At 59.7% G+C, this 1,895-nt stretch carries 2 protein-coding genes and 2 pseudogenes; 3 read left to right on the forward strand and 1 reads right to left on the reverse strand.

Going from position 1 to position 1,895, the window contains the following annotated elements; translation table 11 throughout:
* The 3 genes and pseudogenes from WCJ41_RS21850 to WCJ41_RS21860 form a co-directional block, all read left to right on the forward strand.
* The coding region (locus WCJ41_RS21850; protein ID WP_336907943.1) for a LuxR C-terminal-related transcriptional regulator at positions 1-178 on the forward strand (178 nt) is incomplete at its 5' end.
* A 147-nt stretch (positions 179-325) separates the two neighbouring features.
* Entirely contained in the window at positions 326-673 is a 348-nt protein-coding gene (locus tag WCJ41_RS21855) for a hypothetical protein (RefSeq protein ID WP_336907942.1), read from the forward strand.
* Positions 658-1,266, forward strand: a pseudogene (locus WCJ41_RS21860) (IS630 family transposase); the annotation flags it as partial. The gene WCJ41_RS21855 and the pseudogene WCJ41_RS21860, both read left to right, overlap by 16 nt.
* Here WCJ41_RS21860 and WCJ41_RS21865 read toward each other — a convergent pair.
* Positions 1,238-1,895, reverse strand: a pseudogene (locus WCJ41_RS21865) (hypothetical protein); the annotation flags it as partial. The pseudogenes WCJ41_RS21860 and WCJ41_RS21865 overlap by 29 nt on opposite strands.

Here is a 1,895-nt window from a genome sequence, read left to right on the forward strand (position 1 = left end):
GGTCGTGGCGGGTCTGATGAACAAACAGATCGCCGTGAAACTCGGCTCCTCCGAGAAGACCGTCAAAATTCACCGCGGCCGCATGATGCAGAAGATGCGTGTACAGTCGGTTGCCGATCTGGTACGAGCTGCCGAGAAGCTCGCCCTGGGAGCAAGTCTTTCGGGCGGACCCTCTTGATCAAGTTGCACGGATCGAAGCGGCCTGAATGGAATGAGCGAGCCGATTTGTCAGTCGTTGAATAACGGCGCTAGAGCGTTTCCACGGAGACCCTAGCGCCCTCTGCGTGATTTAGTTAAGCTAGGCATTATCTCAAGGAGGTGATGTATGGCAGCTTACACGAAGGAGTTTCGCAGCCAGGTATTGGCCGCGTGCGATGCGAACGAGGGGACGCAAGCGGTGGCCTTGCGATTTGGTGTCTCCGAATCGTGGGTGCGGCGGATCAATCAACAGCGTCGCGAGACCGGGCAGATCGCGGCCAAGACCACGCGCAACCGCACACCAAGATGGCAGGCATGGTCCGGGTGGTTGCTGGCCAAGATCGAAGCGCGGCCCGACATTTATTTGCGTGAGCTGCAAGCTGAACTGGAAGCCGAACGCGGCGAGACGGTCTGCCTGCAAACCATTTGCAACGCCTGCGCAGCGCTTGATCAGACGCGAAAAAAAAGACGTTGATTGCCTCGGAGCAAGATCGCCCTGACGTGGCCGAGCGGAGATTAGAGTGGCACGCGGCGCAAGCGCACATCGATCCGCAACGCGTGGTCTTTATCGACGAGACGTGGGCGAAAACCAACATGACACGAACCTACGGGCGGTCCGTGTTGGGTTCGCGTCTGATCGCCAAGACGCCTTGCGGGCGCTGGCAAACGACCACGTTCCTCGGTGCCTTGCGTGCCGAAGGTTTCGTGGCACCGTTGACCGTCGAGGGAGCGATTAACGGTCCGCTCTTTCTGGCCTGGGTCGAACAACACTTGGCACCGACGCTTCGGCCCGGTGACATCGTGGTCATGGACAATCTCTCCAGCCACAAAGTGAAAGGCGTGCGTCAAGCGATCGAGGCGGCCGGCGCCGAGCTGCGTTATCTGCCACCCTACTCGCCGGATCTCAACCCCATCGAACTCGCCTTCTCGAAGCTCAAGAAACTACTTCGCGACGGCGCCGAACGAACGGTCGACAAACTCTGGGCCCTGTGCGGCCGCATCCTTCACCAGTTCACCGAGGCCGAGTGCCGCCGCTACTTCAAACACTGCGGATACCGCTACGATTAACGTGGATCCGCTCTAGACCGCTGGCCAGCACTTCGTCGACTGCCTCTGCGGAGACTTCCGAGTCGCTCACTTCGAAATCCAGTGCGGCCGGTTCCAAGAGACTCGACGATATGCGATCAGACAGCTCAGAAGGTAGCCTAGCCGATGAGACGACGGCGGGCGTCAACGCACTTGGCACAGTTCCTTGGTTGTTCGGAGTGATCGACGCTGCCAGCGTGATGCCCAACGCCAACGTCGATCGCTCCTCTTCCGGCGTATGTCCCCCTGCCTGCGCGGCCAGTGAGGCATCCGAAATACTCTCTTCCGCCAGCAGCGGATCGGCGGAGCTTACGACGTAATTGTTCGGCAAGCCCGATGGATAGGGCCAGGCCGCAAGCGGCACGTTCGACTTCACTCGGATTTCCGTGGTGAAGATATGGGGATAGGCGGAGCCCGGAACCAAAAAGGTCAGCTCGATGAAATAGGCCGTCGCCCCCGTCGCAGGGAGCGGCACGTCGCCCAGGTAGTTCCCGTTCACCTGGCTGTTGAGATCTACGCTGGTCCAATTGATTTCGGGATGAATGTCGCGGCGAAAATCGCGGTCGGTCGGATTGGTGGCTTTCCACAGCCGCACCAGTGAAGGAGTGGTG

Source organism: Aestuariivirga sp. (genome assembly GCF_037139295.1).
Lineage (GTDB): Bacteria > Pseudomonadota > Alphaproteobacteria > Rhizobiales > Aestuariivirgaceae > Aestuariivirga.